General features: G+C 67.8%; 14 protein-coding genes and 1 pseudogene. 11 read left to right on the top strand and 4 right to left on the bottom strand.

The genetic code is table 11. The annotated features are described in order from the left end of the window. The first annotated feature begins 121 nt into the window (after positions 1 to 121). Together AQJ84_RS27445 and AQJ84_RS43195 are read left to right on the top strand one after the other, a co-directional pair. Positions 122 to 349, top strand: a complete 228-nt coding sequence (locus AQJ84_RS27445) for a GlsB/YeaQ/YmgE family stress response membrane protein (protein ID WP_374935418.1) — start codon at positions 122 to 124, stop codon at positions 347 to 349. A gap of 194 nt (positions 350 to 543) precedes the next feature. Next, positions 544 to 927, top strand: coding sequence for a hypothetical protein (locus AQJ84_RS43195; protein WP_059198877.1), 384 nt, complete (start codon positions 544 to 546; stop codon positions 925 to 927). Positions 928 to 1,125: 198 nt separating this feature from the next. Here AQJ84_RS43195 and AQJ84_RS44395 read toward each other — a convergent pair whose 3' ends face one another. From AQJ84_RS44395 to AQJ84_RS27430, 3 genes are all read right to left on the bottom strand, one after another. Further along, entirely contained in the window at positions 1,126 to 1,725 is a 600-nt protein-coding gene (locus tag AQJ84_RS44395) for a hypothetical protein (RefSeq protein ID WP_225889160.1), read from the bottom strand. A 64-nt stretch (positions 1,726 to 1,789) separates the two neighbouring features. Next, the gene (locus tag AQJ84_RS44390) at positions 1,790 to 1,939 is read right to left on the bottom strand and encodes a hypothetical protein (RefSeq protein WP_220450767.1); all 150 of its coding nucleotides are present in this window, start codon (positions 1,937 to 1,939) and stop codon (positions 1,790 to 1,792) included. Positions 1,940 to 1,965: 26 nt separating this feature from the next. Further along, entirely contained in the window at positions 1,966 to 2,682 is a 717-nt protein-coding gene (locus AQJ84_RS27430; protein ID WP_030040585.1) for a class I SAM-dependent methyltransferase, read from the bottom strand. Between the two features lie 74 nt (positions 2,683 to 2,756). Here AQJ84_RS27430 and ilvY point away from each other — a divergent pair, with 74 nt between their 5' ends. From ilvY to AQJ84_RS41390, 4 genes and pseudogenes are all read left to right on the top strand, one after another. Then, complete coding sequence (gene ilvY, locus AQJ84_RS27425) at positions 2,757 to 3,644, top strand: HTH-type transcriptional activator IlvY (RefSeq protein ID WP_030040586.1); 888 nt, start codon at positions 2,757 to 2,759, stop codon at positions 3,642 to 3,644. Between the two features lie 300 nt (positions 3,645 to 3,944). Then, on the top strand, positions 3,945 to 4,346 hold the full coding sequence (locus tag AQJ84_RS27420) for a transposase (RefSeq protein ID WP_030040587.1): 402 nt from the start codon (positions 3,945 to 3,947) through the stop codon (positions 4,344 to 4,346). Positions 4,347 to 4,439: 93 nt separating this feature from the next. Further along, positions 4,440 to 5,231, top strand: coding sequence for a class I SAM-dependent methyltransferase (locus tag AQJ84_RS27415; RefSeq protein ID WP_030040588.1), 792 nt, complete (start codon positions 4,440 to 4,442; stop codon positions 5,229 to 5,231). Between the two features lie 36 nt (positions 5,232 to 5,267). Beyond that, positions 5,268 to 5,607 (top strand): annotated as a pseudogene (locus tag AQJ84_RS41390) (transposase); the annotation flags it as partial. Positions 5,608 to 5,664: 57 nt separating this feature from the next. Here AQJ84_RS41390 and AQJ84_RS27410 read toward each other — a convergent pair. Beyond that, positions 5,665 to 6,375, bottom strand: a complete 711-nt coding sequence (locus AQJ84_RS27410) for a DUF4386 domain-containing protein (RefSeq protein WP_030040589.1) — start codon at positions 6,373 to 6,375, stop codon at positions 5,665 to 5,667. Positions 6,376 to 6,494: 119 nt separating this feature from the next. Here AQJ84_RS27410 and AQJ84_RS27405 point away from each other — a divergent pair, with 119 nt between their 5' ends. The 5 genes from AQJ84_RS27405 (at position 6,495) to AQJ84_RS27380 (ending at position 12,574) form a co-directional block, all read left to right on the top strand. Continuing rightward, positions 6,495 to 7,178, top strand: a complete 684-nt coding sequence (locus AQJ84_RS27405; protein WP_030040590.1) for a TetR/AcrR family transcriptional regulator C-terminal domain-containing protein — start codon at positions 6,495 to 6,497, stop codon at positions 7,176 to 7,178. An 821-nt stretch (positions 7,179 to 7,999) separates the two neighbouring features. Beyond that, positions 8,000 to 10,312 (top strand): molybdopterin-dependent oxidoreductase, encoded by a 2,313-nt coding sequence (locus tag AQJ84_RS27395; RefSeq protein ID WP_053192134.1) that lies wholly within the window; start codon positions 8,000 to 8,002, stop codon positions 10,310 to 10,312. Between the two features lie 136 nt (positions 10,313 to 10,448). Beyond that, entirely contained in the window at positions 10,449 to 11,000 is a 552-nt protein-coding gene (locus AQJ84_RS27390) for an EF-hand domain-containing protein (protein ID WP_030040593.1), read from the top strand. Between the two features lie 490 nt (positions 11,001 to 11,490). Beyond that, positions 11,491 to 11,709 carry a hypothetical protein gene (locus tag AQJ84_RS27385; RefSeq protein ID WP_030040594.1) on the top strand — a complete coding sequence of 73 codons (219 nt, stop codon included), beginning with the start codon at positions 11,491 to 11,493 and terminating at the stop codon, positions 11,707 to 11,709. Positions 11,710 to 12,073: 364 nt separating this feature from the next. Next, positions 12,074 to 12,574, top strand: a complete 501-nt coding sequence (locus tag AQJ84_RS27380) for a hypothetical protein (RefSeq protein WP_225877249.1) — start codon at positions 12,074 to 12,076, stop codon at positions 12,572 to 12,574. The last annotated feature ends 4 nt before the right edge of the window (positions 12,575 to 12,578 follow it).

Here is a 12,578-nt window from a genome sequence, read left to right as displayed (position 1 = left end):
GATGCGCTTGCCCACCGGCTCACGTCGCTTCGCTGACCACCAGCGCCACCACGCCCATCGCACGCTCCGTCACCGGGAGCCCGTGAACGGCCTGCACCTCGGCCAGGAGGCCACAGGCAGCATCCCGGGCCTCGGCCCACCGGCTCACTGCCGGCGAAGGCCAGAGCCGACCGGATCGGGCAGTTGGCCAGGGCAGATCTTCGGCAAGGTCATCTTCGGCGTCGACTCCATCGACGGGTTCTTCGACCTCTCCACCTGGATCGCCGCAATCGCCGGGTCCGTCATCCTGCTCGCCCTTTACCGCCTCGTCACAGGCAACCGGCATTCGCACCGTCACGCGACCCGCTGAAGGCATAGCGCCTCCGGACCCACCTGGACGGCTCCCTTCCCTGTTCGCAGGAGGGGAGCCGTCAGCGTGTACGGCGGGCCACCCAGCGGCCCGCCGGTCGCCGTCGCCCCGGTCCCCCGCGTCCTGCCCGCCGTCCGAACAGGCGCCTTGCAGCTCGGTGGCATGATCGTGCTTCGCGTGGGCAGGCGATCTGCGTGTCGTGCACCCCGGCTGAACTCGTTACCCAGGTGAGCTCTTGCCTGGTCCAGGCCAGCTTCCAGGTGCTCGGCGACGTGGACAGCCGGGTTCCGGGACTGCGGGTGACCGAGGTGTCCGCAGGCGCTCTGGTCAGCTGGACGGCCTCGGACGGGTTCACCGCGCTCAGCCGTGACCAGGCAGGCCATGCAGCAAGCGACGACAGCATGAGGGTGATCGTGCAGGCCGCAGTAGCAGGGCTGCTGGTCCAACTCGGACACACCGTCACCGAAATGCCTGATGGCGGTGGCCTGATGGTGCTCACCGAAGCGGTCTTCCCACGGGGCAGCAAGAGCAACTGCGCGCCGAAGCCGTCGACTTCCCAGATGCCGCGTTCGGTGTAGCGGCCGTTGCGGCGGCACGTCGAACTCTCCGCGAGCGCAGGCCCCGCACGGCTCGGGGTCCGGGCGGCGCACCACGCCCCGGCGACAAGGTCACCGGCCGCGAAGTCGCTGCCGGGCGGCGACTGCCGCACCCGCCCGACCCTCATGGTGAAGCCCTCGGCCGCTGATGCAGGTGCCGAGGGCTTCAACCAGGGCTGCTTACGGTCCGACGGTCGGCGGGGACAGCAGAGGGGGAACGGTGTCCGAAGTGGCGTTGGGGGGGCTGCGAGTGCCAGGAGCGCCCGGTGCCCGGGGTGGGCGTGCCACGGTGAAGGCGTCCCGGAGGTGGCGTAGCCGTTCGGCGGTGAGGTCGAGGGCTTCCACGTCCGTGCGCGACTCCTTCAGGGCCCGCAGCGCCGTCAGGTCGATCGCCTCCGGGGGTCCGGTCTCCGGGTCCCGGTCGTCGTGCTCGGGGGCGGCGGCCGGGGGCGCGAGCAGTTGCTCGGGCATCGCCGCCTGCTGGTGCGCGACGACGTCGTGCGCCCGGCCCCGCAGCACGCGGGTGGCGGTGGTGGTGCGCAGCTGCTCCCGCACCACGGCACCGGCGAGGACAGCTCGCTCGTACTGCGGCGGGATGCGGGGTACTTCCCCCTTCCCCGCGTCCTGGCGCGGGGCCCGGGACGCAGCCGGCTTCAGCTCGCCGTCGTCGTCAACGGCGGTGACGTACTCGTGCTCCAGGTCCGCGAGGCAGGCGGCGATCTGGTCGCTGCGCCGGGCGGTCCAGCGGATCAGCTCGTGCGGCACCCCGGCGATCTCCATGACCGGCCGGCGCCCGGGGGTGACGGTGCGCGGCTCGGTCGCCAGCCCCAGCGCCTCGCAGACCTCACTCGATCGCCCGCTCGTGCGCGGCCTCGATCACCCGCCGGGTCTCCTCATCCCCCAGCGCCCACACGAGGTAGATCGTCGGCTGCGGCCGGAAGACGAAGTCGACGCCGTGACCGTCACCCGGCGACCGAGGGCACCGGCTCTGCACACAAGCCCATCCACCGTGCTGAGCCGCTACCGGCGGCGGCAGCAGAACTCTGCATGAGTGGGACGAGGAAAGGCGCGGGAGACTATGTCGAACCCGGCGCGTTGCAGCATGCCCTCGACGATCCAGGCGTAGGAGGAGAACTCCTCGCGGACATGGGCTTCGAAGTCGGCCTCGGTGAAGCCCTCGCCGTCCGGGCGGCCTGCTGCATCGATCCACTGTTGCAGGTGTGTCTCTGCGCTGGAGGGCTCGAAACTGAAGATCACGTCCCACAGGTAGAAGACCCCGCCACGACGGAGCATCCCGGCTGCGTTGAGCAGGGCCTGCTGCTTCCAGAAGTCCGGGAGCTGGTGCAGGGCCGACTTCGTGGTCACCACGTCGGCGAGAGGGCCTTGGTGGGCGTAGTCGAGAAAGCCGGCGTGGTGCCATTGCGGCGCAACACCGAACCGATCAGCCCGCGCCTTGGCGAAGGCCAGCATTTCCTCGGAGACATCCACACCATGCGCGACGGCCCCGCGCCGTGCGGCCTGGACAGCCAGTGACCCGGTACCGCACGCGAGATCGACCAGTTGGGTGCCTTCGCTGACGCCCAAGCGGTCCAGCAGCGCGTCGTCAGCTTGCGGGTCAGTGCCCTGGTTGCGGTCGTAGGCAGCGACTGCGGCTTTGCTGCCCAAGTCGATGCCGACCGGCGCATATTCGGAGAAGTACCAGACAGGACGGGGATGTGTGGTGTCGCTTCGTGGCATGCCCCGTTTGTAGGCTGCCCACAGGACTTACGGCAACGGCAACTTACGCACCGCGGCATTGCGAAAGGTGAAAGGTGCAGGACCACGACCAGTACCGGCTCTTCCTCCACCTCGCGGAGACGCTCAGCTTCACCCGCACCGCGGCTGACTGCCACGTCAGCCCTGCCACGCTGTCCCGGACCGTGCAGCGACTTGAGGCCGCCACCGGACATCGCCTCCTCGACCGCGGCCCTCACGGGGTATGCCTGACCACGCACGGCCGCGCCTTCCGCCAATACGCGGCCGAAGCCCTGGACCTATGGACCCGCTACCACAGCGACGGTGCAGCAGACGACGACCTCAGCGGACATCTGCGGGTGTTCGCCTCCGTCACCGCATGCCACACCATCCTGCCCGACCTGCTTACCCCCCTGCGCGACGCGCACCCGCGCGTGAGTATCTCCTTACGTACCGGCGACGCCGCAGCCGCCCTTGCCCTGCTCGACCAGGGCGAGACCGACCTTGCCGTCGCAGCCCTCCCAGCCCGGATACCCGCCACCGTGCTCGCCCGGCAGATCACACAGACCCCGCTCGTCCTCGTCCAGGCCGGTTCCGCGTTGGCCGACGAGGAGTTCACCACCGCGGCGGAGCCCTTCGTCCTGCCACGGCAGGGACTCGTGCGCGCTGCCGCAGACCAGTGGTTCCGAGACCTGGGTATCCATCCCCACATCGCTGCCGAGACCGACGGCCATGAAGCGCTGCTCACCCTTGTCGCTCTGGGCTACGGCACGGGCATCGTCCCCGATCTTGTCCTGCAACACAGCGGACTCCGCGCCAGACTTCGCCAGGTGACCGCCCCATCCGTACCAGATCGGCTCACCATCGGCGTCTGCATCCGACGGGCCGACGTACACCGCCCCTTGGCCGCCGCAGCCTGGGCGGCAACCCAGCCGGGCAGAGCGGACCGCCTGGCTCAGCTGTGAAGCGGTTCGAATAAACGCACCAAGAAGACGCCATGCGTGTGGACGGCGCGCGGGATGCGGGGATGAGCTCCGCCGGGTCGTCGCCCGGGTAGAGGCACTGGTGAAGTGTCGGTATTCGAGAGTCGCAGTATTCGGCCTTGGGACTGGTGGGCTCGCATGTTGAGGTGTCGCGTATTCGCGAGCCGCTTGGCGCGCCGGGCACGGTGAGTGATCGCTTGGGCATGGTGGCTGCCGCCGCGAGTAACGACTTCGGCTCGTCAGGGTGATGTTGGGGTGTCGAGGCTCAGGCCGGTGCCGGCTATGAAGCCGTCGAGAGCCGAGCTGTCCAATCTGCCCAGGGTGATCGGCGCGCCGATCACCGTTGCGTGGAACGCCAAGGAAGACCTCCTGGACCTGCTTGCCACCGCCCGGACCTGCCCGGACCGGGAACAGGTCCGCGATCTGGTGTACCGGTTCTACCGCCCATGCGCCGACGCCGACCTTCCCGAACTGCAGCGCCTAGCAACAACCGTCGAGACATGGCGGCCAGAGATCCTTGCGTTCCTGCACACTGGGATCGCCAACGCCGGCTCCGAAGGCACCAACCGGGTCATCGCGACCATCGCCCGCGACGCCTACGGCTTCCGCAACCCCGGCAACCAGCGCTTACGCACCCGCTGCGCGACCACCCGTCGAGCCCGTGGACACCTCGATGCCCGCTAATTTCGTTGAGCCCGCGCCCTGCAATCGTGTTGGCTAGCGGCACCGAACTGTCAGTACCGCAGGTGTCCGCTTGTCTGTAGCAGGGAGTTCAACGTGCAGGACATTGTTGTCGACCCAGTTGCCCACAATCGGGCAGCCTGGGACAAGTGTGTCCAAGAGGGCAACGAGTGGTCGAGGCCGGTGAGTGCTGAGGATGTCGGACGCGCCCGCATGGGCGACTGGTCGATTGTTCTCATCGGGCGTGAGCCAGTCGACCGCTCCTGGCTGCCGACGGACCTGACCGGCAAGGACGTGTTGTGCCTGGCCTCCGGCGGTGGCCAGCAGGGTCCGATCCTCGCCGCCGCAGGGGCGCGGGTCACCGTATTCGACAACTCACCCCGCCAGCTCGGCCAGGACCAGATGGTGGCGGCGCGCGACGGACTCGAGCTGCGCACCGTCCTGGGCGACATGCGCGACCTCAGCGCCTTCGGCGACGCAACATTCGACGTCGTATTCCATCCGGTCTCCAATCTATTCGTGCCAGACTTGGCACCGGTGTGGCGTGAGTGCTTCCGCGTCCTGCGACCGGGCGGAACGCTGCTCGCGGGCTTCCTCAACCCTGATGCGTACTTGTTCGACCACGAGGCGCTCGACGAGCGCGGCGAGCTGATCGTCGTGCACAAGCTGCCCTACAGCGATGTCACGCAGTACTCCGCCGAGGAACGCGCCACGAAGTTCGGCGCGGATGCCCCTCTTGAATACAGCCACACCCTCACCGACCAGATCGGCGGGCAACTCGCCGCGGGGTTCGTCCTCACCGGCTTCGCGGAAGCGCCGCACCAATCCAACGCATCCGCTCAATACATGTCGAACTATTTTGCGACGCTGGCGGTCAAGCCGGGCTGACCCAGCCGTGGGACCGGCCGAGACGGCCGTGTAAGCCTCATCGACCTCACCCGCGTCATCCTCGACACCGCCCACGTCAGGGCTAAAAAAAGGGGGCGAACACACAGGCCCGAGCCCCGTGGACCGGGGGCAGCCGGGTTCGAAGATGCACGTCTTGTCGGACGCGAACGGGCTGCCCCTCCTCGTCGGCATCTCGGCTGGCAACACCCACGGCAGCGAAGGACTGAAGCCCATGGTGACGGGCCACCGAACGAGACACGACCCCCAGCGCCTACACGCCGACAAGGCGTACGACCGACCCGGCCTACGACGATGGCTACGTGGCAAGCGAATAGGAGTGCGTAGCGCCCGCAAGGGCATCGAGTCCAGCGAACGCTGAGGGCGTCGAAGGTGGGTCGCCCCGGACGGCTCCGCCGTGAAGCTCGGGCCGACCTCACCGACGGACACCTGCCGGATCAGCCACCTCTCTGTCTGCCCGGGACGCGGCGCCTGAGCCGGGCCCGAACCCCCTGACGATCAGCCACCCGGCCAGCCCCAGCTCCCAGGCGAACACCGGGAGCGCGGCGGCCGACCCCGCCACGGAGAGCTGCGCGTAGGCCCCGAACATCACGGCTACGGCCGAGGCGCAGATCAGCGGCCCGCCAACCAGTCCGAGCACGGCGATGAAGCGCGGCACGAGCCGTGCGCGGTACGCCAGGTAGGCAAGCAGGACGGTGTTCAGGCCGAGGGCGATGTTGGGCCCGAGCAGGAACGTCCAGTCGTGCACGGCCACCAGCGCGACGTCGGCGCCTGCGCCTGCCCCCGCCCCCGCGTCCCGCCGCAGGGTGACGAGCGCCAGGACGGCGACGATCCCGAGGGCGATGACGGCCGCCTCCAGCAGCCGCCCGAAGGCGTACCCGAACGCGAGCCCCTCGCCGTGGCGCCGCAGGACGGGGAACAGCGCCGCCCCGGTACCGGCCACCGCCACCACCAGCACCACCTCGCAGAGCACCCCGAGCAGCGCCCGCGTGTCGACGCCCTGCGCGAGCCGACCGTCCGCCGCTCCCAGCAGGGGGCGGTACAGAACGGCCCCGGCTATCGCGGCGACTTCGGTCAGCAGGAACAGCGACCCGGCGGCCACCGCGGTTCTCCGGTCCGGACTCATCTTCTCGGTACCCCTCAATCGACGGTGGTGTACGCCGTACACCTCGTGGCGAGCATAGGTGTACGGCGTACACTGGTCAAGGAGAGGGTGCTGTCGAGGAGGGAAAGGGCCGAACCGGAATGACCCGGCAGGAAGCCGCACACACGCATCGGATCCCCCTGAACAGGGACCGCGTCCTGCGCGCCGCCGTCGCGCTCGCCGACGCCACCGGCATCGACGCGCTCAGCATGCGCAGGCTCGCGCAGGAGCTGGACGTCGTACCGATGGCCCTCTACAAGCACGTGGCCAACAAGGAGGAGCTGCTCGACGGCATGGTCGACACCGTGGTCGGCGAGATCGACCCGCCGGCTACGGGCCCCGACTGGCAACGCGTGGTCCGCGGGCGGATCCTCTCGGCCCGGCGGGTCCTGCTGTGCCACCCCTGGGCGGCCCGGGTCATCGAGTCGCGGACCGGCCCCACCCCGGCCGTGCTGGCGTACCTGGACTCGATGGCCGGGAGCTTCCGGGACGGCGGCCTCTCCGCCGACCTTACGCATCACGTCATGCACGCGATGGGCAGCCGCCTGCTCGGCTTCAGCCAGGAACTGTTCGACGCCTCAGGCCCCTCCGGCCCGCCGGACCCCGGGCTGGCGGCGCACTACCCGCACATCGCGGAGCTGGCCGCGACGGCCGCACACGACGGGAGTTCCACGGTCGGTGGCGGCTGCGACGACCAGTTCGAGTTCGAATTCGCCCTGGACCTCCTCCTGGACGGCTTCGAAGGCCTCCGCCGCCAAGGCTGGACGTCCGCGCGGAAGGCGTAGCGGGTGCGGGGGCTGATCTAACGTCGAGAGGGGGAGGAAAGCCCAACCGAGCCTGGAACTCGACGGCGATCCCTCAGATAAAGCGGAGCAAGCCCACGCTGACAGCCGCACAACGAGCTGCGCCGGACTGTGCGCCCGCCCACCGGCACGCGCCCGGTCGCCTCTGGTACGAGACGCGGGGGAGCGGACGTCTTCTCCGCACCACCCTCACGCGGCCCGGCCCGGCCCGGACAAGGTCAGCCTGAGCCTCCCGCGTTTGCTGCTCTTCGCGCTCCTGCCGCACCACCGCGCGGTCCGGCAGGACCCTGCCGGCCTCCAAGTCCCGGCGCACCACCCGGTGCAACGACGCCAGCGAGGGCACGTCGCCCCCGGCCTCCTTGAGATGCCGGTACAGCGCCGCCACGTTCCCGCCCGCGCCAGCACCTCCCGCGCCTGCTCGGACAACACCAGCCGGGCCCGCCGCCTGCGCTCGAGCGGCACCGCGTCCCCGCGGCCCTCCGTCCGCGCCGCATCCAGCCAGCGCCACACCGTGCAACATTCACCCCGACGACCCGGGCGCCCGCACGCACATGCGCCGTCGTCAACACCCCGGTGGTCAGGACTTCCGGCGCGATCTGCGCGCTTTTTCCTCACCGGTGATGGGCTCGTTGGTGAGTAGTTGCGGTCGGGGCTTCTGTGCGGCCAGTGACCGTCGCGACACCGACGAGGTTGGGCAGCAGGCCACAGGGGAATTCTCCGTCCGGCGGACCGTCGGCTGGAATGGTGACCCTGCGACGTCGCAGCCGCTGTGCGAGAGCAGGGACTTCAGGGGGAGTTGGTGCATGGTGGAGCGGCGTATGTCGGTTGCGACGCACTGGGGAAGTTTTATCGCGGTGGTCGATTCCGGTCGGCTGGTGCGGATTGAGCCGAGGGGCGATGACCCCGCGCCGTCGCCTATCGGCCCCGGAATGGTGACAGCCACCGACGATAGCGCTCGCGTGTTGCGGCCCGCCGTGCGCAAGGGCTGGCTGAACGGCTTGCCGCGCGCCCACGACACGGCCAGAGGCGCGGACGCCTTCGTGGAGGTGAGCTGGGACGACGCGATCACGCTGGTCAGTGATGAACTGCGTCGAGTGCGTTCACAGCACGGAGACAGCGCGGTATTTGGCGGATCCTATGGATGGGCGAGTGCGGGCGGGTTCCACAACGCTCAGGGGCAACTCCACCGGTTCCTGGCGTTGGGCGGGGGATATACCGACTCTCGCAACACGTACAGCACAGCGGCTTTGGAGGTCATCCTCCCTCATGTGATCGGTGGGCATCCGTGGAGCTACCAGTCCCGGATGCCGATGTGGGACGAGATCGCAGAGAACTGCGAGCTCGTGGTGGCGTTTGGAGGGCTGGCCCTCAAGAACAGCCAGATCAACCCTGGTGGGCTGGCCAGGCATCAGACGCAGGGCCTGCAGCGCCAGTGCCGTGAGGCCGGGGTGCGGTTCGTGAATGTCAGTCCCATCCGCAGTGACGTCGCCGGCTTCCTCGACGCCGAGTGGCTGCCCGTTGTCCCCAACACCGACACCGCCGCGATGCTCGGCATCGCCCACACGATGCTGGTCAACGGGTGGCACGATGAGGACTTCCTACGCCGGTGCTGCGTCGGGTTTGACCGCTTCGCTTCCTACCTGGTCGGCGAGCTCGATGGCGTCACCAAGGACGTTGCCTGGGCAGCGGAGATCACGGGCATAAGTCGCGACGCGCTCACCGATCTCGCACGCCGTCTCACCACGCAGCGTTCGCTCATCATGGTCAACTACGCGGTACAACGGGCAGACCACGGTGAACAACCGATCTGGATGTCCGTCGTGCTGGCCGCCATGACGGGCTCGATGGGCCGGCCTGGATGTGGCTGGGGCGCAGGCTACGCGACGATGGACGCGACCGGCGTTGCCAGAGGTCGTCCCTCCGTGGCGACGATTCCCAAGGTTTCCAACCCCGTTCCCGACTTCATCCCGGTCGCTAGGATCGCCGACACCCTGCTGCATCCGGGGAAGACCATCGACTACGACGGCCGGCGCCTCACGCTGCCCGAGCTTCGCCTGATCTACTGGTGCGGAGGCAACCCGTTCCACCACCACCAAGACCTGCATCGGTTGACCCGAGCCTGGCAGACCCCTGACACGGTGGTGGTTCACGAAGCCTGGTGGAACACCACGGCAAAGTTCGCGGACATCGTCCTCCCCGTCGCCACCAGCTTGGAGCGCGACGACTTCGCCGCCGGATTCTCGGATCCCCACCTGGTCGCGATGCCGAGAGTCCGCGAGCCGGAGGGCGAGTCGCGCACCGACCACCACATCTTCGCCGCATTGGCCTCCCGGCTCGGATACGACCAGGAGTTCACAGAGTCGCGCTCCGAGCTCGAATGGGTTCGACACCTTTACGAGCAGACGAGGGCCGAACTCGGCGACAATGCCGCCTTGCCGGGCTTCGACGACTTCTGGCGAAGCTCCACCGCTGAGCTACCGGCATTGACCGGACCGTTTCCCGGCAGCTTCGAGGCGCTCCGCTCAGATCCGCGGCGTTTCCCCCTGCCGACGCCGTCGGGCAGGATCGAGATCTTCTCCGAGGAGATCGACTCGTTCGGCTACGACGACTGCGCCGGGCATCCGACGTGGTATGAACCAGCGGAATGGCTTCGCGCCGATCTGTCGGACCGATTCCCGCTGCATCTGATCTCAAATCAGCCCGCCTCGCGCCTGCACAGCCAGTACGACAATGGCGGCCACAGCCTCAATTCAAAGATCCGTGGCCGTGAGCCCGTGACGATCAATCGGCTGGACGCCGCGTCGCGCGGCATCGAGAGCGGCATGATCGTCCGCCTCTACAACGACCGAGGCAGCTGTCTGGCGGGCGCAGTCCTGTCGGACGACGTCATGCCAGGCGTCGTACAACTGTCCACGGGAGCGTGGTGGGATCCGGTCCAGCCAGGCCTGAGCGGAACAATGGACCGCCACGGCAATCCGAACGTCCTCACGGCGGATCGGCCGTGCTCGCGCCTGTCCCAAGGACCAAGTGCTCTCAGTGCGCTGGTCGAGGTCGAGCTGTACGGCGGTCCCCTCCCTGATGTGCTCGCCTTTACACCACCAACCCTCGAACATTGACACGAAGGCTTCCTGATTCTTCGGGCTGGTTTCCGTGTCCGCCATGGTCAAGCGCGTAGCAGGCTGATTCTGGCCGGCGATAGGCTCTCCCCTTGCCGTTTGCTCTTGCGTGACGACATGAATACTGTGCGCAATCGTGACTGCACTTCAAGACCTCAAGTACGGCCAGTGGTTCAGGGGCGCCGACGTCGACGGCGACGGCTTCATCACCCAGCAGGACGTCCGCATGATGAGCGAGCGCTACATCGCCGCCCGCGGCACCGCGCCGGACTCCCCGACCTCCCGCCTGCTCACCGAGGGGATGGACGGGTTCTGGACGAACGTGATCGCCCCGATGGATCAGGACGGGGACGGGAAGGTCGATCTGCGGGAAATGACCGAAGGGTTCAGGCGGGTCCTGACCGACGCCGCCCTGTACCCGGAACAGATCGAGCCGGTGACCAACTGCTTCTTCGACCTCGTCGATCTCAACGGAGACGGCAAGATCGACCAGGCGGAGTTCCAGCAGATGTTCAACTCGGTCGCCGGCGTTCCCGGCGAGGACTGCGCCACGGTCTTCGCCGCTTTGGATCGGGACGCCTCCGGTGCTCTTGACCGCGCCGAATTCCACCAAGCGGTCACGGAGTTCTTCTACGGCAACGACCCGGACGCTCCCGCCAACCACCTGTTCGGCAGGATCACCGGCTGACTGCCCCGTATACATCCGTTTATGCCGTATGCCCGCGCCACTGCTGGTGTGGGCATACGGCGTGAAGACCTCAGGCCGGGCCTGAGTGTTGCCCGGACAACCACTCCAGAGGAACCTCGCGGCCCTGCGTCTGCCACACCCTTGCCACCCCCTGTCGGCCGGCCCAGGCCAGCGCCCCGACATCCTTATCGACGGACCCCCACCCAGCGCCCGCTCCCTTCTGAAGGAAGTCTCAACACCTCAACGCGGAAGAGGAACTGACATGCGTCACTTTCCGGGGTGCGGACGAGGTTCTCCCGGAACACCGCCAGCTCACGCCGCCGCCCGACGAACCCTCCTCTGCGCCGCCGGCGGATAAGTTCTTGCCGCGACACCGGCCCCTGAGCCATGCAGTCTCCCCCCGAGACCCGACCCTCAGAATGTCGCACCACAGCAAGCTCCGTGGGAGAAGCCGCACAACTGGCTCCGATGGGCGGCAGACACCGTACGGATGGATTTGAAGGTCACCGACGGAAACCCCCTTGGTGTACTACACGCCTCCTACCTGCCGGACTGCGACGTGTTCCTCACCGCCGACAAGATCTTCGTACTGGCGTTGGACCGCGTCGCGGAGCAGGCCCCGGTCCCCGTAGGCAGAGTCCATCGGGTGGAGCCAGCAGCCCACAACGGCATCGTGGAGGCGATTGAGGCCACGCTGCGCACCCTTTGAGGCGTTCGGCACCCGGCGACCCGCGCGGGGCTGGCCGAACTCAGACCTCTAACGCCCCGACCTCTGCGGGGAATGTGAAGCAGCCCGGCAATCCGTGCACGGAATGCCGCCGCGCTGGGGCAGCCACCAGCTAGGTCCTGGCCCGTCCGGGCGTCGAGAGAAGACCGACGGGATCACCGGCCTCCAGCCGCTGTCCCTCTGCATCGTGATCATCAAGGGCAGCCATCAGAAGCTGCGCAGGCAGGTCAAGGTTCCTCCTCAGAGGTCCCGATCAAGCAAAGAACACGGCCATGACACTCAGCTGGTGCGAGGGTCCGTTTCGCGCAAATGATCTACCGATGGAGACGTGATGAGAAGTATCCGCTTGAAGAGGAAGACAGCCGCCTGCGCTACGTCATTCGCGGCAGTGGCGGCCGTGATGGCGACCGCCGGCCCGGCGAACGCGGCGGAGTACACCGTCAGCGACAACTGTGACGTTCCGTGGATCAGCTGCTCGTACGGTGATCTGTGGCTGTTCTACAACTCGAAGGACATCGCCGTCCAGGACGGCTACTACAAGTCGGCCTTCACGACGTTCTACGGCGACGTGTCCGACCACTGGGGCACCAGCGAGTACCAGGGGTCGTCGCTGACGACCTACCGGTACGTCTTCGGCAACGGCGGCAATGGCAACGGCCAGTACATGAAGAACAATGCGGCGTCCGTGCAGAACTGCGCCGAGAACGACAACTACCGCGTCTACTACAACTCCGGCTACGGCGGCACGTCTCAGTACTTCGCGAAGAACGGCCCTTACGGAGACTGCAACATCACCGACCTGATCTCCGCCCTGAAGAACAACAACGCGTCCTCCCACTTCGCATAAGAAG

This window comes from Streptomyces resistomycificus (genome assembly GCF_001514265.1).
Taxonomy (GTDB): domain Bacteria; phylum Actinomycetota; class Actinomycetes; order Streptomycetales; family Streptomycetaceae; genus Streptomyces; species Streptomyces resistomycificus.
Note: the sequence above shows the minus strand (reverse complement) of the source record. Positions and strands in the feature narration are given on the sequence as shown.

What these genes read in the sequence shown, in the direction of transcription:
- AQJ84_RS44395 (WP_225889160.1), bottom strand. Translation starts at nt 1,725, where the DNA reads ATGGAGATCGCCGGGGTGCCGCACGAGCTGATCCGCTGGACCGCCCGG.
- AQJ84_RS27430 (WP_030040585.1), bottom strand. Translation starts at nt 2,682, where the DNA reads ATGCCACGAAGCGACACCACACATCCCCGTCCTGTCTGGTACTTCTCC.
- AQJ84_RS27420 (WP_030040587.1), top strand. Translation starts at nt 3,945, where the DNA reads ATGAAGCCGTCGAGAGCCGAGCTGTCCAATCTGCCCAGGGTGATCGGC.
- AQJ84_RS27410 (WP_030040589.1), bottom strand. Translation starts at nt 6,375, where the DNA reads ATGAGTCCGGACCGGAGAACCGCGGTGGCCGCCGGGTCGCTGTTCCTG.
- AQJ84_RS27405 (WP_030040590.1), top strand. Translation starts at nt 6,495, where the DNA reads ATGACCCGGCAGGAAGCCGCACACACGCATCGGATCCCCCTGAACAGG.
- AQJ84_RS27395 (WP_053192134.1), top strand. Translation starts at nt 8,000, where the DNA reads ATGGTGGAGCGGCGTATGTCGGTTGCGACGCACTGGGGAAGTTTTATC.
- AQJ84_RS27385 (WP_030040594.1), top strand. Translation starts at nt 11,491, where the DNA reads ATGGATTTGAAGGTCACCGACGGAAACCCCCTTGGTGTACTACACGCC.